17 protein-coding genes are annotated in these 21275 nt (G+C 45.8%); 14 read left to right on the plus strand and 3 right to left on the minus strand.

Annotated features, from left to right (window positions below; all coding sequences use genetic code 11):
* Positions 1-119: 119 nt before the first annotated feature.
* Entirely contained in the window at positions 120-1076 is a 957-nt protein-coding gene (locus AC3ITG_RS06260) for a D-2-hydroxyacid dehydrogenase (RefSeq protein WP_489253174.1), read from the minus strand.
* Positions 1077-1265: 189 nt separating this feature from the next.
* Here AC3ITG_RS06260 and thpR point away from each other — a divergent pair, with 189 nt between their 5' ends.
* Positions 1266-1868, plus strand: a complete 603-nt coding sequence (thpR, locus tag AC3ITG_RS06265) for an RNA 2',3'-cyclic phosphodiesterase (RefSeq protein WP_489253175.1) — start codon at positions 1266-1268, stop codon at positions 1866-1868.
* Between the two features lie 130 nt (positions 1869-1998).
* Entirely contained in the window at positions 1999-2856 is an 858-nt protein-coding gene (locus tag AC3ITG_RS06270; RefSeq protein WP_489253176.1) for a cell wall hydrolase, read from the plus strand.
* Positions 2857-3132: 276 nt separating this feature from the next.
* Here the strand turns inward: AC3ITG_RS06270 and AC3ITG_RS06275 are convergent, their stop codons facing one another.
* Positions 3133-4353, minus strand: coding sequence for an MGDG synthase family glycosyltransferase (locus tag AC3ITG_RS06275; protein WP_413376034.1), 1221 nt, complete (start codon positions 4351-4353; stop codon positions 3133-3135).
* A gap of 357 nt (positions 4354-4710) precedes the next feature.
* Here AC3ITG_RS06275 and AC3ITG_RS06280 point away from each other — a divergent pair, with 357 nt between their 5' ends.
* From AC3ITG_RS06280 to AC3ITG_RS06295, 4 genes are all read left to right on the plus strand, one after another.
* Positions 4711-5292, plus strand: coding sequence for a TetR/AcrR family transcriptional regulator (locus AC3ITG_RS06280; RefSeq protein ID WP_090894209.1), 582 nt, complete (start codon positions 4711-4713; stop codon positions 5290-5292).
* 207 nt (positions 5293-5499) lie between these two features.
* Positions 5500-7782 carry a YhgE/Pip family protein gene (locus AC3ITG_RS06285; protein WP_489253177.1) on the plus strand — a complete coding sequence of 761 codons (2283 nt, stop codon included), beginning with the start codon at positions 5500-5502 and terminating at the stop codon, positions 7780-7782.
* A gap of 675 nt (positions 7783-8457) precedes the next feature.
* Entirely contained in the window at positions 8458-13056 is a 4599-nt protein-coding gene (gltB, locus tag AC3ITG_RS06290; RefSeq protein ID WP_489253178.1) for a glutamate synthase large subunit, read from the plus strand.
* 221 nt (positions 13057-13277) lie between these two features.
* On the plus strand, positions 13278-13433 hold the full coding sequence (locus tag AC3ITG_RS06295; RefSeq protein ID WP_160319736.1) for a hypothetical protein: 156 nt from the start codon (positions 13278-13280) through the stop codon (positions 13431-13433).
* 102 nt (positions 13434-13535) lie between these two features.
* On the opposite strand, the gene AC3ITG_RS06300 is transcribed toward AC3ITG_RS06295, so the two are convergent.
* Complete coding sequence (locus AC3ITG_RS06300; protein ID WP_113051794.1) at positions 13536-13904, minus strand: helix-turn-helix domain-containing protein; 369 nt, start codon at positions 13902-13904, stop codon at positions 13536-13538.
* A 333-nt stretch (positions 13905-14237) separates the two neighbouring features.
* On the opposite strand from AC3ITG_RS06300, the gene AC3ITG_RS06305 reads away from it, so the two are divergent.
* The 8 genes from AC3ITG_RS06305 to AC3ITG_RS06340 all read left to right on the plus strand — a co-directional run bounded on the left by AC3ITG_RS06305 (position 14238) and on the right by AC3ITG_RS06340 (position 21096).
* Positions 14238-14672: a hypothetical protein gene (locus AC3ITG_RS06305; RefSeq protein WP_413376041.1), complete on the plus strand. Its 435-nt coding sequence runs from the start codon at positions 14238-14240 to the stop codon at positions 14670-14672.
* Positions 14673-14823: 151 nt separating this feature from the next.
* Positions 14824-15582, plus strand: coding sequence for a tyrosine-protein phosphatase (locus tag AC3ITG_RS06310; protein WP_489253179.1), 759 nt, complete (start codon positions 14824-14826; stop codon positions 15580-15582).
* Positions 15583-15641: 59 nt separating this feature from the next.
* Positions 15642-16394, plus strand: a complete 753-nt coding sequence (locus tag AC3ITG_RS06315; protein WP_489253180.1) for a YveK family protein — start codon at positions 15642-15644, stop codon at positions 16392-16394.
* Complete coding sequence (locus AC3ITG_RS06320; protein ID WP_413376047.1) at positions 16375-17058, plus strand: CpsD/CapB family tyrosine-protein kinase; 684 nt, start codon at positions 16375-16377, stop codon at positions 17056-17058. Before AC3ITG_RS06315 ends, AC3ITG_RS06320 begins: the two co-directional genes overlap by 20 nt.
* Before the next feature lie 258 nt (positions 17059-17316).
* A complete protein-coding gene (gene galU, locus AC3ITG_RS06325) occupies positions 17317-18225 on the plus strand; it encodes a UTP--glucose-1-phosphate uridylyltransferase GalU (RefSeq protein WP_413376049.1) in 909 nt (302 codons plus the stop codon).
* Entirely contained in the window at positions 18222-18890 is a 669-nt protein-coding gene (locus AC3ITG_RS06330; RefSeq protein ID WP_413376051.1) for a sugar transferase, read from the plus strand. The genes galU and AC3ITG_RS06330 overlap by 4 nt, the downstream gene beginning before the upstream one ends.
* A 33-nt stretch (positions 18891-18923) precedes the next feature.
* Complete coding sequence (locus AC3ITG_RS06335) at positions 18924-19886, plus strand: NAD-dependent epimerase/dehydratase family protein (protein ID WP_413376053.1); 963 nt, start codon at positions 18924-18926, stop codon at positions 19884-19886.
* A gap of 25 nt (positions 19887-19911) precedes the next feature.
* Positions 19912-21096, plus strand: coding sequence for a glycosyltransferase family 4 protein (locus tag AC3ITG_RS06340; protein ID WP_489253181.1), 1185 nt, complete (start codon positions 19912-19914; stop codon positions 21094-21096).
* Positions 21097-21275 lie beyond the last annotated feature (179 nt).

Below are 21275 nucleotides of genomic sequence, written 5' to 3' on the forward strand. Positions count from 1 at the left end.
TAACAGAAAAAACCTCCATACCGGAAAAAATCCATTTTCCGGTATGGAGGTTTTTGATTTTCGTAGGGAAACTACCTTACATGAATTTGTACAATTTCACATAGGACCATATAGAATTTTTAGTATTTATGACTATAATTTACCAGATTGAGAGGAAGGGTTTTTCCGGCGATATATGCTTCCAAATTTTGAACAAAAATATCAAGTGCCCGCTCGGTGTATTGCTCTGTACTGCCTGCAATGTGCGGCGTAATCAGGACGTTCTCCTTACCCCACAGTGGATGATCGGCAGGGAGCGGCTCCTCCTCGAATACGTCAAGTGCAGCAAAGGCAACCTGTCCACTATCCAGTGCACCCAGCAGAGCTTCCGTATTCACGCTTGGACCACGTCCAACATTGACGAAACAGGAACCGGATTTGAAATGCTCAAATGCAGTCTGATTATAGATATGATGGGTTTCATCTGTGAGTGGCAAAATATTGATAACGTAATCGCCTTGCCCCAGTGCTTCATGTAGGCCGGACATATTGTACATTTGGTCTACATTTGGAACGTCTTTTCCGGAGCGCCGAACCCCAATGACGTTCATGCCCAGTGCTTTGAGAATGCGCGCAGTTTCTGATCCAATCTCTCCGACGCCGACGATAACCGCTGTTTTGCCATGCAATTCGGGAAGTGGATTGCCTGGTGATTTCCACTCCGCCTGCTGCTGGTGCAGCATCGCTTGTCTGAGCCAGCGGCTGTGGGACAACATCATACCCAGAATAATTTCGGTAATGGGAATGGCATGTACGCCATTAGCACTGGTTACCGATATGCTTTTTTGTTCCAAATCTGAGAAAGGAAGGTTGTCCACACCTGCGGACCAGACCTGAACCCACTTCAGAGGACTGTTTTCTTTCAGTGTATGTTCGGTTACCAGAGGAGACCAACCTACGATAATTTCGGCTTCTTTTAACTCCGATGTATCAATCTCCTTAGCTTTGCTAACCGTAAGTGTATAACCTGGTGCTGCATCCAGAATACGTTGTTGCTGCTTCGTCGACAAGGATGGAAAACATACAATTTTACCCATAGTTAGTGGCCTCCTGAATTTAAATATGTTGTGCTTTTAGTGTAGCAGAAAAGAAGGCGATGTGCGTAAAAGGCAGGAATGCAGCCTCATGTGCAAATCCCAGAAATTGTGTCACTCTATAATTAACCAACTTGAAACCATAGAGACGACTGTGAAATAATAAAACGAACTTTAGAAGAGGTGTATACCATGAATAAGTATTCATATACGGACCTTCCATCTCGACGGGAAAGATTATTTACTGCACTTCGGGTGCCGGCTCATATTCAACAATCACTTCGCATGTCTGCCGAATTGGTGCAAGGAAAGCTTGACTTTCGCAAATGGACGGATCATCGGGATTATCATATTACATTGCAATTTTTGGGGGATACACTTGTTAGTGACATTGGGCAACTTCGAAAAACCTTGCGCTCGGCAAGTGTAGGATTCCAGCCTTTTGAGCTACAATTATCCGGATGGGGAACGTTCGGTCTGGAAGAAGCGCCCAAAGTGTTGTGGAGAGGCGTTGAAGGAGAAAAAGACCAACTGAATCTGCTGCAAAAACGAATCGTGGAAGCTACTTCATCTCTTGGATACGAGGCTGAATTAAGACCTTATTCTCCGCACATTACCATTGCGAGAAAATTTCTGGGACAAGTTCCAGGAAATGAGGATAAAGGAATATTTGGAGTGCTTCCTGAACATTCTTTGGGTGTTAATTCATGGATGATCCAAGATTTTGTGCTTTATGTGACACAGCCAGGTCAGGCGCCGATGTATGAGGTCGTGGATACGTTTTCTTTTTCCTGAAACTCATTGTTATGACATAAAATCACATTGACATTACGTTATTCCCTATGTAATATTAGCCATCGTTATTCAAATTCTTTTTTTGTGGTTACTTAGATTAGGGAATTGTTTCGACAGGAGGAATCTTCGAATGGATATTATAAGCAAGAATCGTTGGGTGGCACCGATGTTATCTGTGCTGCTTGTATGTATAGTGGGGGCTAACGTCGTTCAGGCGACTGGAAAATGGAATGAGGCAAGTGATAGCAAACAGATGACCGAACTTGCGGCATCTGCAGAAAATAGCGAAAATTCTTTTAGCGGAGACAGGCGAATGATGGAAGACGGGACAAGTCTATCTTCTGATGCGTCTATTCAGACTGATAACTGGACCAATTCGCTCCCGGCCAAGAACTGGCTAACAGCTGCCCAGGAAGAGCAGGAACAGAAAGAAGCCAAGGCTAAACATGCGGCCCGAGCTGCAGCAGCAGCCAAAGCGAAGAAAGAAGCTGCTCTGAAATTGGCCAAGATCGAGCATGCCAAAGCGGTAGCTGCAATTACGACTCCCCCCCAAAAACTTTACTTTACACGGACCAAACTCCTGAACCAGGAAGACTCGAAACTTGCAACCTGGTCATACAGTGTGTCCGATAAAGAGCTGCTTCTGCTGCAAAAAATCGTCATGGCAGAGGCGGAAGGTGAACCGTACGAAGGCAAAGTGGCAGTTGCCAATGTTGTCTTAAACCGGCTGCGGTCAGCCAATTTTCCCGATACCATTTACAAAGTAATCTACCAGAAATCTCAATTCAGTCCTGTAGCGAACGGGCGCTTGAAACGTGTTACTCCTAATGAGGACAGTATCAAGGCAGTTAATGCAGCGTTGAATGGGAAAAAGGAAGTCGCCGATGATACGTATTATTTCTTGTCATTGACGCTTGCGGATGATCTGACAGTGGCTCGCTCCCAGAAAAAAGTAAAAACGATCGGGCATCATACTTTTTACAAGTAATTGACCTGTAAATTCTGCAAACAGGCAGGGTAGTTAACTATGTATTCGCTACATAGACCTTGAAAAGCCCTGTAATGCAGTTTTATTTCGTCGTTTTCAATTTAACTGTGATGAGAGTTTGTTATTTAAATTACCCTTTTTTGCAGCAAATCATACGGAGATATGAACGAAATAAAAGAAGGTTCCCTTCCGGATTAATGGAGGGGAACCTTCTTTATGCATGTCTTTAAGAGATGAAACGTCCTACTAGGACGACTAGAAGGGGTCATAGAGCTGCTAAAATGGGATTCGGGTACCTGACAGCGAAGTTGCCCCAATTCCGGCTGTGAAGCGCTCCTTAGGTGCGGATGTGACTTCCGCTGTAGCCGGGAACAATAAATCATGAACAGCCTGGGCACAACACGTTGGATCATAGGTGTTTCTGCTCTCTGGTTTGTGGACTGATTTCAGCTGGCTTTCAGCTTCACGTGGTGCATAGATCTGCTCACATAAATGCCTGAAGCGATTGGCAATAACGTCAGCAGAGTGAATGACCTGGCCGTATCCGGCTTGTACAAAATATTCACAGTTTTCTTCTTCCTGTCCCGGCAATGGAGGTACGAATAACATCGGCAAGCCTTTAGCCAATGCTTCCGTACAAGTCATGCCACCTGGTTTCGTAATGAGCACATCGGATACGTCCATCAGTTTGCTGACCTCGCGGGTATACCCGAGAATGCGTATATTCGGATGCTGGAAGCAGGACATTTCCTTCAACTTGGCAATCATTTTCTCATTGCTTCCCAGACAGAACAGCAGCTGTACACGATCCGCCCATGACGCGAGGGCTTTCATATGCTCTTCATCAAAGGAAAGTCCCCATCCGCCACCCATCAGCAGAGCAGTGGGCATGTTCTGAAGCCCCATTTCCTGTCTGAGGCTCACTTTGTCTCCTGCTTCCCAGAAGTCAGGATGTACAGGAATACCTGTGATTTGGATGCGAGAGGGCTCAACACCCCTGATCTCAAGCAGAGCCTTTACTTGTGGCGTGGATACCAAATATTTGTTGACCTCGGGATTAATCCACGTTGCATGTACGTCGTAGTCTGTGACGAGCGTATATAGTGGAATATTAAGTCCCTGACGTTTCAGTCGTGAGATGACCGCATTCGGAAATGGATGGGTACAGATCACGGCATCGGGTTTCAATTGGGATACGACTTGAGCCGTCTGTGTATAGAAAATCCGGTGCAAGGCCAGTTTGGTAAATCCGTTTAGTGATTTGTTATATTGCGTCCGATACAGCAGACTGACCAGCTTGGGCTGAACGGTTAGTGTTTTGCGGTATGCGGACAGAATAAGTGGAGCCATTGTTGGGTTTAAAAATTTGCCGAGCTCAATGACCCGACTATGCACATGTGGACTGACTTTCTTAATGCCGCTTGCGAGCGCATGGGCGGCCTGGGTGTGACCGGTGCCGAAACCTTCGGATAACAAGAGCACTCTTGGTTTTCGCATGAGTTCACCTTTATTCATCAATTTAAATTTAACATTCACAGTCATACCGCACGTTGCATTATTACATGAATATACAGCGAAGCGGAAAATCATGTTCATTCGTTACATATTTACACTATAGTTAATGTTCTGATACATCGAAACTTCGTCTTTATCCGTGTTATTGGAGTCATCATACACTATAGACGACGATAGAAGCAGTTTCCACTGCATTTCGGTTAAAAAAAATTAACACAAATTTTTAATGTTAGGGTTGCAATCTGATGGTGAGAGTGGTAATCTTGTTTTTGACCGAATGACCGAATTGTATTTCTGGTCATTTAATGAGGACGATCAACGAAAACGAGGAGGGATATGATGGCTCCGATTGACAGGAGACAGCAGGTCATTCATGCAGCCGCGCAGTCTTTTGCCATGTTTGGATACAAGGCAACCACGATGGATCAGGTAGCGAAGATTGCGAATGTTGGCAAGGGAACGATCTACACGTTCTTTACGAATAAGGAACAATTGTTTGATCAGATTTTGGTGGAAGTAATCCAGGAAATGAAGAACATTGCTCATCGTGAAGTTCATCAGGAAAGTGCTTTTTTTGATAATCTGTTTCGTGTGCTTGATTCATTGCTGGAGTTTCGCCGTGATCACGATTTGCTGGTTAAATTGTCCCAGGAGCTTAAGGATTTTGGAACTCTTCAGGCCAAGGAAGGTTTGGAGAAAGTCGAGAAAGTCATCTCCGATTTTCTGGCACGGGAGCTTGAGAAGGCAAGAGACAATGGAGAGATTCGTGATTGTGATCCACAGGTAGTAGCTTTTATGATGATTCGTTTGTACATTGCCCTTACCTCAGATTGGAGCAAGCAACACGAGCCGCTGAGCAAAGAGGAAATCAAGAATTACTTTCGCCTTTTCTTAATGGAAGGAATTGCTGCTGCAACGTAACCCGAATTTATTCTACTATAATATGGGTTAGTCATACGTATGCAGACAGTGAGGCTTGTCGAGAGACAGGTTTGTTTTTTTGCTCTAAAGTGACCGTTTGAGGAAAGTAGTCACTTCGTGTTTCGGTAAATTTTCCGGAACGCATCAAATTAATTTCATTATGGTTATTCTGCTTTGAGAGCAGAGAGAACAAGGGGAGAAAATGACATGAAATCTTTATCCGTGTTTTTCAAGGATGTGGGATCGGCCGTGAGAAACCCGAAGGTGTTGATCCCCGTTATTGCAATTTTGTTTATTCCGATTCTATATAGCGGTATCTATTTGGCTGCCTACTGGGACCCATATGGTCATGTCGATGAAATGCCGGTTGCGGTTGTTAACCTTGATAAAGGTGCAGAGCTGGAAGGCAAATCATTGCATGTCGGTAGTGACCTCGTTGATGAACTAAAGAAGAATGCAGATTTTAAATGGGACTTTGTCAGTGCCAGCCAAGCTAAAGAAGGCATGGAAAACGACAAGTATTATATGCAAATTACAATCCCGGAAAACTTTTCATCCCAGGCAACAACGTTGCTTGATGACAAGCCAGAACCGGCTGATCTAATCTACGAACCGAACGGCAATTACAGCTTCGTGGGTGCGCAGATTGGCAAGACGGCTATCAAGGATCTGAAAGCTAAGGTTTCGGCCAAAGTAACGGAATCCTATGCGGAGACCCTGCTCGACAAGTTTTCCGAAGTATCGGACGGATTGGCTGAAGCTGGCGACGGTGCGGGAGACTTGAATACCGGCGCAGGCAAGCTGGATGATGGGGCTGTGAAGCTCAAGGATAATCTGGCGAAGCTGGCATCCGGAACATTGGAACTTCAGGATGGCTTGTCTCCACTAAGTGATGGTGTCAATGCACTTCACACAGGTGCAACCAAACTTGAAAGTGGAACATCGAATCTGGTATCCGGTTTGCAGCAACTTCAAGCGGCGGCAACAAGCCAGCTTCAAAGCGGTGCAAACCAGTTGAAGGACGGCAGTGCCAAGCTGGAAACTGGACTGAAGTCTTCCGTGGACGGAGCAGGCAAGCTGCAAGCGGGTTTGCAATCGTCTGAGCAAGGCAGTGCGAAGCTGTCCGAGGGTCTGCAAAGTGCAGTGCAAGGCAGCGGCACTTTGGCTACTGGCCTGCAATCGGCAGTAGACGGCAGCAGCAAGGTTGCTGACGGTGCTCAGGGCGTGGCCGACGGGTTGAAGCAGCTAGCTGCATCCAACCCTGAACTGGCAGCCAGTGAGGACGTACAGAAGCTGCTGGCAGCCAGCGCAGCAGTCGCCGAAGGCAGTAAGCAACTGCATGAGAGCGAACAGAAGCTCGCGCAGGGTGCAGATCAGTTGCACCAGGGCAATCAGCAACTGGCAGCAGGTGCGTCCGAGCTTCACGGAGGCCAAGAGCAGCTACTGACGGGTGCGAACCAGTTGCTAGATGGCCAACAGCAATTGCTGGCGGGCGCTGGGCAGCTTAGCCAGGGCGGAGCGAAGCTCTCCGATGGCCTGAAGCAGTTTAGCGGCAAGCTGGGCGAAGCTGCAAGTGGTGGTACGTTGCTAGCAGATGGAGCCAAGCAACTGGGCTCCGGAACTACAGCCCTGCAAACGGGTGTAGGTAAACTGAGCGGTGGCGTGAGTTCACTCACGGACGGCTCCAAACAACTCGGTGATGGTGCAGGCAAGCTGGCAGACGGTTTAACTGAGCTGAAAGACGGCTCAAGCGAACTGGCTACCAAGCTGAATGATGCGGCTCAGAAAACATCAGAAGTCAAGAAAACGGACGATGTGGTGAATATGTTCGCTGAACCTGTGAAGACATCCGAGAACACAACAGAAAACGTGAGCAATTACGGTACAGGGTTGACGCCGTTCTTCCTGTCCATTGGTTTGTTTGTTGGATCGCTGATTTCAACGATTGTTTTGAAAATGCGGGAAACTTCTGTACCGGGCGCAACGGGTTGGAACCGTTTTGTCAGCCGAACACTTGTATTTGGCTTTGTGAGCATTATTCAATCCGTGATCGTGGCAAGCTTCATGCTGTACGGTCTTGGACTGGAAACGCACAGCGTTCCGCTATTCTATCTGTTCACAATCTTTACGGGACTGACCTTTATGTTTATTGTTCAGGCCCTCGTAACTTGGCTTGACTTGCCAGGACGTTATGTTGTCATCCTGTTATTGGTCTTCCAACTTGCAGCAAGTGCGGGAACATTCCCGGTAGAGCTGATTCCGTCGTGGCTTCAGGCATTTAGCCCTTGGTTGCCAATGACGCACAGCATCATGGGCTTCAAAGCAGTTGTATCCAGTGGCAATTTCGATGTGATGTGGCATCAGGTCGGTATTCTGGCAATCTATGCAGGTATATCTGTGCTGCTGACCTTGGCTTTCTTCCTTTGGAACGGCAGACGTCGCAAAAAAGAAGTCGAAGTGGCTGAATCCGGTCAAGTTGTGACGGCATAAGCCGAATTGAACCGGAATAGGACAGAATAGTGAAAATAAACTTTGAACTCAAGTATCAAAATTATGCAATATAGTAGTCAAATAGTGCAAAGAGTCTGCGACCCGAAAATGGGTTGCAGACTCTTTTTGTATACAAATGCATAAGGATGAAGATATTCGCTGGAGCATGGCATGAGAAATTGGCCCGACTATGGTTAAACGCAGGCCACATATGGAATGATTTTCTTTTGTCAGCAATTAAAATTAGTTGTACTCTGACATAAAATGTGTATAATTATTCGAAAAAGAGATGAATTTTAGCGTCATCACACTAAAGCTGTACTGCAAAACATTTCTTATCAGAGGTATTAAAAAGTTTAAATTGCGCTGATGTTAGCTCGGTGTTAAAATAATAGAACTATATCAAAAAACGTCGCTCCATATCAGCGGCCGTGCCAGCGGTTGCGTGTTGTTATACCAAGCTGTTTGCCGGATGATCCGGATCAGCTCATCTCATGGATAGCCTCTGCCGCAATAGCAGCACTTATAAGATTGACAGCCCTTATTGCTGTCGCCCTCGTTCATCTAGCAGGCGATTATTCATATTGAAAATGCCCGCTCCTCCCGTTTCAATGTTGCTTGTTGCCTATGTTCTTGATCTTTCCGAAATACTTCATTATAGAAAGGTTGCGTTCCATGAGACACATCGGATTACCTCCTAAACAGGGTCTGTACGACCCACAGTTCGAAAAAGACGCATGCGGAATGGGTTTTGTTGCCAACATCAAAGGAGTACCTTCACACGACATCGTTAGCCAGGCACTGACCATGCTCAGTAACATGGAACACCGCGGAGGGCAGGGCAGTGAGCCGAATTCCGGTGACGGAGCCGGTATCTTGATCCAGATTCCACATCGCTATTTTGCGCAGGAAGCGGACCGTCTTGGTTTTGCATTGCCTGAACAGGGGTTCTATGGCGTAGGAATGTTGTTCCTTTCACAAGACCCTGTCATTCGAAGCGCGCATGAAGAGAGCCTTAAGAAGATCATTGAAGAAGAAGGCCAGACATTCCTCGGTTTCCGGGATGTGCCTACGTTTGATGAGATGCTTGGACGTTCTGCGCTTGCAGCGAAGCCTTATGTACGTCAGGTGTTCATTGGAAGATCGGCAGAAGTTAAGGATGAATTGGGATTTGAACGGAAATTGTACGTCATTCGCAGACGTGCGGAGCTTGCTATTCGTTATTCGGCGGATGAAGCAGAGGGTGGTTCATTCTACCTGCCAAGCTTGTCCTGTCGCAAAATCGTATACAAAGGCATGCTAACAACGGAACAGGTGGGACAGTTCTATCTGGATCTTCAGGAAGATCTCGTGGAATCAGCGATTGCGCTTGTTCACTCCCGTTTCAGTACGAATACATTCCCAAGCTGGGAACGTGCCCACCCGTATCGCTTCATGATCCACAACGGTGAGATCAATACGATGCGTGGTAACGTAAACTGGATGCATGCCCGGCAGTCGCTGTTTGAGAGCGAATTGTTCGGTAATGACATTTCGAAAGTAAAACCGGTTATCAATCCGGATGGTTCGGATACAGCGATGTTTGATAACACGCTGGAGTTCCTGTATTTGAGCGGCCGTTCATTGCCACACGTGGCCATGATGATGGTTCCTGAGCCTTGGAGTACAGATGAGGGAATGGACCCTGCCAAAAAGGCATTCTATGAATACCATAGCACGATGATGGAGCCGTGGGACGGACCTGCAGCTATGGCCTTTACCGACGGTTTGCAGATTGGTGCAACTCTTGACCGTAATGGTCTGCGTCCTGCACGTTACTATGTAACGAAAGACGACCGTATTATTTTGTCCTCCGAGGTAGGGGTACTTGATATCGCTCCTGAAGAAATTCTCTATAAAGATCGTCTGCGTCCTGGACGTATGCTGCTTGTCGATACACAACAAGGACGTATCATCGCGGATGAGGAAGTGAAAGCTCTCATTGCGGCCGAGAATCCGTATCAGGATTGGCTCGATGAGCATCTGATGGATCTGAATGAGCTGCCGGATGCACCGGAACTGCCTGATCCAAAACATGATAACGTAACCCAGCTTCAGTTGGCGTATGGATATACATTTGAAGAATTGCGCAAAGTGTTGGAGCCAATGGCATCAACAGGTATGGAAGCTACAGGCTCCATGGGTTATGATGCACCACTGGCGGTTCTGTCGGATCGTCCGCAGCGTCTGTATAACTATTTTAAGCAGATGTTTGCACAAGTTACCAATCCACCGATCGATGCGATTCGTGAAGAGATTGTAACCTCTACGGCAACAACGATCGGACCTGAGCGTAACCTATTGAATCCTGAACCAGAGAGCTGTCGTCAGATTCGTTTGGATACACCGGTACTTTCTAATGAGGATTTTGCGAAGATTCGCCACGTCCGTCGTCCGGGCTTCCGTTCCATGACGATTCCGATCTTCTTTACAGCAAAAGAGGGCGCAGAAGGACTTCGCAAAGCGATGGAACTGCTCTTCGAAGCTGCGGACCGTGTCATTGACAAAGGTCATAACATTTTGATCCTGTCTGATCGTGGTGTTGACGCCGAGAATGCGGCTATTCCAGCATTGCTGGCTGTAGCAGGTTTGCATCACCACCTGATTCGTAAAGGAACCAGAACCAAAGTCAGCATTTTGCTGGAATCGGCAGAGCCGCGTGATATTCATCACTATGCCTTGTTGCTTGGTTACGGCGTAAGTGCGGTGAACCCTTATCTGGCGTTTGAAACGCTGGATGACATGATTCAGCAAGGGCTGCTGCGTGGCATCTCACATGAGAAAGCCGTGAAGAACTATATTAAAGCCGCTACCAAGGGCGTTATTAAAATATTGTCCAAAATGGGAATTTCGACGATTCAATCCTATCGCGGGGCTCAAATCTTCGAAGCGGTGGGTTTGAAATCAGACTTCGTTGATCGTTACTTTACGTGGACACCTTCGCGAATTGGCGGGATTGGTCTGGAAGAAGTGGCTGCCGAAGCATTGACTCATCACAACCGTGCCTTTACGGACAAAGATGGCAATGACAAAGTACTGGATTCCGGCGGGGAATACCAATGGCGTAACGACGGAGAAGAGCATCTGTTCAATCCGCAAACGATCCATACGCTGCAACATGCAGTACGTACTGGCGATTACAAACTGTACAAAAAGTATTCCAAACTCGTGCAAGGCGAAAATGATCAGTTGCTGACCATTCGCTCCATGCTGAGACTGAAACCAGTCGGTCCTGCGATTCCTTTGGAAGAAGTAGAATCCGTCGAAGACATTATGCGCCGTTTCAAAACAGGGGCAATGTCCTTCGGTTCAATCAGCAAAGAGGCACACGAAGATCTCGCTATTGCGATGAACCGTGTTGGTGGTAAATCCAATACAGGTGAAGGCGGGGAAGATCCGGCTCGCTTCATTAAAGATAGTAACGGTGATTCTCGTCGCAGTGCGATCAAACAGGTGGCATCCGGACGTTTTGGTGTAACATCCAACTATCTGGTCAATGCCGACGAGATTCAGATCAAGATGGCACAGGGAGCAAAACCGGGTGAAGGTGGACAGCTGCCTGGACGTAAGGTATACCCTTGGGTTGCTGAGGTTCGTGGATCAACACCGGGTGTAGGTCTGATCTCTCCGCCACCGCACCATGATATCTACTCGATTGAGGATCTGGCTGAGTTGATCTATGACTTGAAAAATGCCAATCCACGTGCAGAGATTAACGTTAAATTGGTATCCGAAGTCGGCGTTGGAACGATCGCGGCTGGCGTAGCCAAAGGTCGTGCCGATATTATCCTCGTCAGCGGTTATGACGGTGGTACAGGTGCATCCCCGCAAGGCTCGATTCGCCACGCGGGAATGCCTTGGGAGCTGGGGCTTGCAGAGACACATCAAACGTTGATGCTGAACAATTTGCGTGACCGTGTTGTTCTGGAAACGGACGGCAAAATGCTGAATGGTCGTGACTTGGCTATCGCTGCTTTGCTAGGAGCTGAGGAGTATGGATTCTCTACCGCACCACTCGTTGCACTCGGCTGTATCATGATGCGTGTCTGCCAGATGGATACATGTCCGGTAGGTGTAGCGACACAAAACCCTGAATTGCGTAAAAATTACACGGGAGATCCTGCTCATGTCGTTAACTTCATGCGTTTTGTTGCTGAAGATGTGCGTGAAATCATGGCAGATCTTGGCTTCCGTACGATTCAGGAAATGGTGGGTCGTACCGATTGCCTCGAAACGGTAGAGGCTGTAGACCACTGGAAGAAAAAAGGTGTAGATCTGTCCGTATTACTGCATGTGCCTGAAATGCCGGAAGGCTCTGCACGTTACCGTACACAGCATCAAAACCATCAATTGGAAGAAACGCTGGATATGCAGCAGTTGCTCCCTTTGGCACAACCTGCGCTTGAATCCGGTCAACCGGTTGAAGCGGTGCTTCCAATTACCAACGTAAACCGTGCAGTAGGTACCATTTTGGGTAGCGAAATTACGCGCAAATATGGAATTGCAGGATTGCCGGAAGATACGGTTCAATTCAAATTTGTCGGCTCTGCTGGACAAAGCTTTGGGGCCTTTGTACCTAAAGGTATGACATTGACCGTTGAAGGGGATTCCAATGACTATGTAGGTAAAGGGTTGTCCGGAGGTAAACTGATCGTCATGCCTTCACCAAAAGCCACATTTGATGCCGAAGATAACATCATCATTGGTAACACCGCTCTATATGGGGCAACCAGTGGTGAAGCCTATATTCGTGGTATCGCCGGGGAGCGGTTTGCTGTACGGAACTCGGGTGCCAAAGTGGTTGTTGAAGGTGTAGGTGACCATGGTTGTGAGTACATGACGGGTGGACGTGTCGTCGTTCTGGGTGATACAGGTCGTAACTTTGCAGCCGGGATGTCCGGCGGTATTGCTTATGTTTATGATCCAAAAGGCACATTCCTGAAACGTTGTAATCTGGAAATGGTACTTTTGGAGCGTATAGAAGATGTCTCTGAGAGTGCAGATCTGCGGGGCATGATTCAACGCCACGTTGCGAATACAGGCAGTGCGGCGGGTCAGCGCATTCTGGATAACTGGCAGCAATCTGTAGATCAATTTGTTCGGGTTATTCCGAAGGACTTCAAACGAATGACCGAGCAAATCGAACGGATTCAGGCAACGGGCCTGACCGGAGAGGCTGCTTTGCTGGCTGCTTTTGAAGCCAACATGCGTGAACTTGCACGTGCAGGAGGTTAATACATTCCTGTTCGAGTGCATGAACGGGTTGTATTAAGAATAATAGGAGCTTTATGGCGGCCAATGAGGCGCTGTAGAGCTCCTATTTGGTTTTCGACAAAATTAGAACCCGCACAAAAAACGCTATCGCCATGAGACGACAACATTGAGGAACTTTCTCAAGTATAATAAGGCTAGTTTTGGAGTGTAGGGAAAGTATAAAGATAAGAGAGGTTAGCGGAATGAATATGAAGCAACCAAACAGGGGCGATCGTAAGCCGAAAGGTAAACCAGTCGAAGCAACCCAGATGGACATCATGAAAGTTTTACTGCAATGTGGAATCGACCCGGAGCGTTGGAACCATTTCGCATCCTCCGACAACAACAAGCGCGCTTGACAACACATTAACAAGCATAGAATAGATGGAGGAAAATCAAGACATAAAAAAAGCCCAGCAACCGGAGAGTGATATTTCTCGGTACTGGGTCTTCTTTGCGGTTTAATCCATACTGCGTTCCATGCGGACAAAAGCAATAAAACGACGTGCCTCTTCTTCTGTTAAGGGTTTGCCATCAATCATCAGGCCGAAGCGTTCCAGCACTTCCTTATCCGATAATTCAAGGGCGTCCACGAATTGCCTTACGTCCTCATCCATCACGACATCACTTTGTTTCGTCCGTCCAATGAGATAATCAATGGATACGCCAAAGATGTCAGCAAGTCTCGTTAACACTTCGAAATCCGGTTTGCGTCGGTTTTTCTCGTAGTGGGAGAGAGCAGCTCTTGTAATATGAATGGAGCTCGCAAGTTCTTCTTGAGTAAGTCCCCGCTGTTCCCTTAATTCAGCAATGCGATTTCCGTAGCTCATATGCTATTTCCCCCTGAACGCCATCAAATATATATTAGAACAATCCTGAGCCAAGTGTTTGATCAGGGCAGCTTTCCTGCATCATCGTAACGCCTTATTAGTCCTAGTTGTATATAGGTCTGTCTAAGGACATCTCATATTGTCGTAAATCAAAAGAACCATGTCCAAATACTGCTTGACATGATACAAATTGTATCGTAAATTGGACGTATGGAGTTACAAAATGTATCATTTGGGATATTTTAAAGTATGACCACGTTGCCTAGCCAATATACCTGTGAGAAGGAGTATAGGCAACTCTTGCAAGCTAATCCATTCTAAAGGAATGAAGCCATGAATTCAATGATTCAGGAATGGGCGGATCTCAAATTAAATGTCCATATGTACATTCAGGAGTTTCATGGCAAATTGGTAGACCGCAAAAGACGCCCCGTTCTGTTGCTTGGTATGGACACACGAGCGATCACCTTCCTGAGCGACCTGGACTTGCCAATATCATCAGAGATGCTGATTGGTTTGGATGTAGAAGATAGCCATGTATGTGTGCGACTCCACGCAAAGTTGCAATGGAAACAGCCCTTCGGTGAGCTCACATTGTATCATTCAAGCTTGCATATTCAGCAAGAGCAGACACTATATATAACGGGACAGTTAAATACAATGATTCGAGAAGTTCAGTTTCCGACGGTTTCCCGGTTTCAATATGAGAAGGCATCGGAACAACCTAACTTGCAGGAAACCTATCATTACATTGATTTTACCATATGAGTTGAACACATTCTAAACATATTCTGAACAAGCATGTACTTAACGCCATTTTACTATATTTCATAGCGTTATGCATTAGTTCTTTAACACCAAAAGCATTTGCGCAATGAATAAAGGGGCGAGGGGGATCATACATTGAGGAAGTTTGGATATGGTTGAAATGCACTGCCACATTTTATCCGGTCTGGATGATGGCCCTGTTCATATGGAACAGTCCATTGCGATGGCTGAGAAAGCGGCAGCCTCAGGAATTACCTCGATCATTGCTACTCCGCATCACCTGAACGGGCAGTACAACAATCAACCCAACGTGGTCAATCAGGCAGTGGACCTGCTACATGCAGAACTTCGCAAACGCAACATTTGCTTGGAGATCCGTCCCGGACAGGAGATCAGGGTGCATGACAACCTGATTGCAGACTTATACGCAGGAAAGTGCTGCACACTCGCCGGGAGCCGTTACATGTTGCTGGAATTGCCCTTTGGTCATATCCCCTCGCAGTTCCCCGGGATACTCCAAGAACTTAAGTTGGCGGGTATCATTCCTATTATTGCTCATCCCGAACGAAATCGTCCAATCCAGAACAATCCCGATTTATTGGTTGAATATCTTGGGCAAGGTGCTCTATGTCAAATTACGGCTCAATCGGTCATGGGACTTTTCGGGCGAAAAGTTCAGAAATGGTGTTTCCATTTTTGCAAAGAAAATGGATTTCATTTCATTTCATCAGATGCCCATAATATGGAAGGTAGAACATTTTCGATGAAAGCCGCATATCACCTGCTTGAACGCCGATTTGGAAGTCACCTGGTTCAAAATTTGCAAAATAATGCTTGGTCGGTATGGAACAATCAAATTATAGAACCGGAAGAACCCGTAATTATGAAGCGTAGATTGTTGTTCTGGTAACCAACTAAGAGGAAACAATCTTCATCATAATTTGCTGACTTGAATGGGAGGAATACAGTATGGAGCTAAAAGAGTATATGCAAATTTTACGAAAACGAATTTGGATTATTGTTGCCTTTGTTGCGGTTGCTTGCATAGGGGCAGGTGTTAAAAATTATTTTTTGACTGTCCCTGTTTACGAGGCTAATGCCAAATTAATTGTGAACCAGGCATATAACGCTCAAGGTATTCCGAACCTTGATATTAGTTCAATTCAAACCAATATTAAAGTGATTAATTCCTATATCGAAATTATTAAATCTTCAGCAATTCTCGATAAAGTTGCTGCTACATATCCCGATCTAGATATGAGCGGGAATCAACTAGCACAGAGCATACGGGTAACGACCGCGAACGAATCCCAGGTTATGAGTTTGACCGCCACCGGTTTATCTTCTGAAAAAGCAGCGAAAACAGTGAACGCCGTTGCCAAAGTGTTTAAATCCCAAATCCCCGTAATTATGAAAGTGGACAACGTAACGATTCTGAGTGAAGCCAAGCCTACGGATTCCTCTAGACCCATTAATGTAAATCCTGTTATAAACATTCTAATCAGTTTCCTTGTGGGACTTCTACTGTCTGTAGGGTTCGTATTCCTATTGGAATATCTGGACGATACCTTGAAAACGGAAGATGAATTGGAAAAAGAATTGGGTATACCTGCACTAGCTGTCATCTCTAAGATCAGAAAAGAGGAAGCGCGTTTTTCCAAACAGTCAACTACATCTCAAAAACAGGTAGGTGATGGTCAGTATGCCACGGTCAACCAATGAAAAAGGGAGCCTTGTAACCATGGCTAATCCCAAGTCTACGTCATCTGAGGCGTATCGGAAGTTGAGAACCAATATCCAATTCTCATCGATTGATAGTCAGATCCAAACCATCATGATTGCTTCGGCCTTATCTGGTGAAGGCAAGACCACTACAATCGGCAATCTGGCAGTTACCTATGCACAGGAAGGGAAAAAGGTACTCCTTATGGATACGGACCTTCGCAAACCTGCGGTACATCGCATGTTTAATGTTCCCAACCATGTGGGGCTGACCAGTGTGTTATCCAGTCAATATACAGTTACGGAAGTACTTCGGGAAACTGGAGTGGAAGGTCTGCATGTCCTGTCTTCCGGCCCAATACCTCCTAATCCTTCAGAGATGATTGGATCTCGTAAAATGACAGCTTTACTTGAAGATTTGAAGGAGGAATATGATGTGATTTTATTTGACACACCTCCTGTTCTGGCAGTTACAGACGCTTTAATTATTAGTTCATTGTGTGATGGCGTCATTCTTGTCGTGAGCGCGGGCAAGGTGAAGAAGGATCTCGTCAAAAAGGCAAAAGCCCATCTTGAACATGTGAATGCACGTATCCTTGGAGCTGTCTTGAACAATGTACAGGTGCCCAAGAGCCGAAATGCGTACTATGGGGAAAATGCTTAAAGAATGTCCACATTGATCCACAAATAATATTGTCAAGGTGATGTCTACTATACCTTTATCAAGGTAGGCACTCGGTCACACTGTGGGTAGTGTACCTTAGACGTATATCGTCAAGGGTGTGATGTGAGGTTGGGTTTAATGCCCTTTTATGAAATTAAAAGTAAGAATTGCATCAATTTATTTCATGGTTTCATGGATTTAAATGATCCAACTCATGCTTTTAAACATAAAAAATAATAATGGATAGGGTGGTATTTGATGACTAAAGTGAGGAAAGCAATCATTCCCGCAGCCGGCTTGGGAACCCGATTTTTACCCGCTACAAAGGCAATGCCTAAAGAAATGCTCCCTATTGTAGATAAACCGACCATTCAATACATCGTTGAAGAAGCTGTAGCTTCCGGGATTGAGGACATTATTATTGTAACGGGCAAGGGAAAACGTGCGATTGAAGATCATTTTGACAGCGCGTTTGAACTGGAGCAAAATCTGCTCGAAAAAGGAAAGCTCAGCTTACTGGAAGATGTCCGAAAGTCCTCTAACGTTGATATTCATTACATAAGGCAGAAGGAAGCACTGGGACTCGGGCATGCAGTATGGTGTGCTCGAAACTTTATTGGCAATGAACCGTTTGCTGTATTGCTAGGTGATGATATTGTGGTTTCTGAGGTGCCGTGCACGAAGCAACTCATTCAGCAATATGAGAAGGTCAACCAATCTGTACTCGGTGTGAAAACGGTAAGTCCAAGTGAAACCTACCGCTACGGAATTATTGATCCCCTGCATACAGAGGGACGCTTATCTTCTGTAAACAGCATGGTTGAAAAACCTCCGTTGGGTACAGCACCTTCCAACTTGGCTATTATGGGCCGTTACATTTTGACACCTAAAGTTTTTGAGTATCTGGAAGAACAAAATGTGGGTGCTGGTGGTGAGATCCAACTCACGGATGCGCTGCAAATGCTGAATCGGGATGAGGGAATTAGTGCGTATGATTTTGAAGGCTCACGGTTTGATGTGGGTGAGAAGCTGGGCTACATCCTGACCACACTTGATTTTGCTCTCAAAAATAAAGAATTGCGTGCACCTATCCTGATGGCGATTGAAGAGATTTTGATGAAGGAACAATTGAACCAAATGCTTGTCCCAGGAGGGGATAGTCTGTGAAACTTCCAAGACCGGAATACTTTGGGAGTGGAGAAGCCCTGGGCAAGGATGGCACTTCGGCAGTATTGGAACAGCCATACTCCCAGCGTGTTGGCGGATATGCTGACGTAATAAAACCGTTTATCGATTTTATTATTGCGGCTGTGATGTTGCTGATTACATCACCAGTCATGCTTGTTGCAGCGATTATGATTAAACTTGATTCCAAAGGACCTATAATATTCAGACAAGAACGTTATGGGAAAAACGGAGTTAAATTTAGTATCTATAAATTCAGAACGATGCGCACGGATGCGCCGAAATATGGCATATCTCCAACGACAAGTGATGATCCGAGAATTACACGGCTGGGTAGATTACTTCGTAAAACGAGCCTGGATGAGCTTCCACAATTGCTTAATATTATCAAGGGTGACATGAGCTTCATAGGTCCCAGACCTGAAATGAAGCGTATCGTAGAAGAAAGCTACACGGATCTGGAGCGCAGACGTTTTCTGGTGAAACCAGGGATTACTGGATTATGGCAAGTAAGTGATGTTCGCAAGGAACCGATTCACCATAATCTGCAATATGATTTTCACTACATCTCTAACGTTTCCTTAAAGATAGATATCATTATCATTTTTAAAACCGTTGGCGTTATGATCAAAAGTAATACATTCTAGCCTACTCATTAGATAATATGGAGTGTGATCGCATTGAAACACGTTGTAGTGACGGGCGCGGCCGGTTTCCTAGGCTCACATCTAGTCAAATCATTAATTGATCAAGGACATCAGGTTACCGGAATAGATAACCTTTCAACAGGCGTTTCTAAAAATCTGCAAGAGGTGGCTAACAGCCCCCTCTTTTTTTTCCGTGAAGCTGATGTTACGTTGTCCGACTCACTGGATTTTTTGATAGATCAGCCAGTAGATGAAGTCTATCATCTGGCTTCACCCGCTTCACCCAAATTCTATCAGGCAGATTCGATCGGAACGATCTGGGTGAACACTCTAGGAACCTATCATTTGTTGGAGCTCGCCCGTACCAAAGGAGCAAAGTTCCTATATTCGAGTACGAGTGAAGCTTATGGAGATCCCGAAGTTCATCCGCAGCCTGAGAGTTATCGAGGTAACGTGAACACTTGGGGGCCTAGAGCCTGTTATGATGAGGCCAAGCGTTTGGGCGAAGTTTTTTGTTATGAATACTACACGAAACACAGTGTTCCTGTGAAGGTAGCGCGTATTTTTAATACGTATTCATCAGGACTTCGGAACGATGATGGCCGTGTTATTTCTAACTTTGTTACACAGGCACTCACGGGGCAGGACATCACCGTTTATGGGGATGGCTCCCAAACCCGTTCGTTCTGTTATGTGGATGACAATATTCGTGGTCTGCAAAAGCTGATGGAAACGGAAGAGGCGAATGGCGAGATTATCAATATCGGCAACCCAACAGAGTACACTGTCCTTGAAGTGGCGTATTTGGTAAAAAAGTTGGCCCAATCCGACAGCAAGTTGGTGTTCCTGCCTTTGCCGCAGGATGATCCCAAAGTCCGTCGTCCTATGATTGGTAAGGCACGGACAGTGCTCGGCTGGGAGCCGGAAATTTCACTGGAAACAGGACTGAAGCTAACGATTGAAAATGTTCGTGCCACGCTGCAGGAAACCCCATGAAGCTGAACAAAGTGAGTTGAGATAAGTGCATAAAATAATGATTGCCCACAGTTTGTATCCACCGCATGTCATTGGCGGGGCTGAAATATCAACGCAAATCCTTGCACAAACAATGAGTAGTCATTACGAAGTCGAAGTCTTGACCGTCGGTGAACATAGACACAGGGAAATTCGATTAGACCATGTAAATGGAATTAATGTCGTCCGTTTGCCCTACAACAATCGATATTGGATAGGGGACGCTGACCGAAGTGTATCCATTCCGAGCAAAATCATGTGGCGCCTTCAAGATGTGTTTAATGTAAGGCAGTATCATCACATCAAGCAGTATCTAGCCAGAACAAGGCCTGAGCTGGTTCATACACAGAACCTCCCCGGTCTTAGTCTGGCGATCTGGAGGGCCGCGTATGAAATGCGTATTCCAGTGGTGCATACGTTACGGGATTTTTCCCTGATTGATCCAATCAACCTATCTTTATATTCCAAAATGTACCGAACTATTTCAAAGAGATTCAGTCGGACAATATCTTCGGTCATTGGCATCTCCAATCATATCTTGGGCAGTCATACTTCTCTTGGGTTCTTTGAAGACTCAAACAAACACGTAGTTCATAATATCGTAGAGAATGCTCCGTCCGTTGCAGAATTGTATAAGAAGAAAGTGGCTAACGTGAACCGCCCGTTGAAAATTGGATACTTCGGTCAGTTAACTGAAGTAAAAGGCGTCCATTATTTAATTGATGCTATTAAACTACTGGATCGAAATATTGCTGGCCAACTTTGTATTTTTGGGGAAGGACCGCTGCTCTCCGCCTTGCAGAATTCAGCGGCATCGGATGGACGTATCGAGTTCAAAGGAAAAGTGGCGAATTCGGAGATTGCGAAACAGATGGCAGCTATGGACGTAATCATTGTTCCCTCAACATGGGATGAGCCCTTTGGAAGAGTTGTCATTGAAGCTTACCAAGTAGGTACGCCCGTGTATGCTTCGCGTGTAGGAGGCATGTCCGAGATTCTATTGGATACTGAAGAATTTGCCTTTCCTGCCCATAGCGCTGAGGCAATTGCACGCTCAATAACGCATTATTACCGCTTGAGAGAACCCGAGAAAATACAGCTAAAAGAGCGATGTCATTTGCATAGCCAAACCTTTAATGAAGCTTACCTGCTTCAAGAGCATATGGACATTTACGAAAAGCTGATCAGGTAATGGAGGTTAACATGCACATTGTTTCTATGAATAGAGGCACCCCAGTATACGTAAAAGCCCAGGACGAATCAAATCACGCCTTGTTCAAGACCATGATGCATATTTTGGTGGTCTACCTTTCATGCTATGGGCTCATTTCCATATATGTAGACAATATTCTCATTCGGTCTCTAAAGGAT

This window comes from Paenibacillus sp. GL_099_B (genome assembly GCF_057835695.1).